The 359-nt window shown below is 58.8% G+C and carries 1 rRNA gene; it reads right to left on the minus strand.

Annotation, left to right across the window (positions count from 1 at the left end):
- A 23S ribosomal RNA gene (locus tag VT50_RS27170) occupies positions 1-327 on the minus strand; the annotation flags it as partial.
- Positions 328-359 lie beyond the last annotated feature (32 nt).

Raw genomic sequence — 359 nt, forward strand, 5'->3', positions numbered from 1 at the left:
CACTCCCACAACCCCGCATGCGCAACCCCTGCCGGGTATCACACACATACGGTTTAGCCTCATCCAGTTTCGCTCGCCACTACTCCCGGAATCACGGTTGTTTTCTCTTCCTGCGGGTACTGAGATGTTTCACTTCCCCGCGTTCCCTCCACATACCCTATGTGTTCAGGTATGGGTGACAGCCCATGACGACTGCCGGGTTTCCCCATTCGGACACCCCCGGATCACAGCTCGGTTGACAGCTCCCCGGGGCCTATCGCGGCCTCCCACGTCCTTCATCGGTTCCTGGTGCCAAGGCATCCACCGTGCGCCCTTAAAAACTTGGCCACAGATGCTCGCGTCCACTGTGCAGTTCTCAA

The sequence above is a fragment of the Streptomyces antioxidans genome, from assembly GCF_000968685.2.
Classification (GTDB): Bacteria; Actinomycetota; Actinomycetes; order Streptomycetales; family Streptomycetaceae; genus Streptomyces; species Streptomyces antioxidans.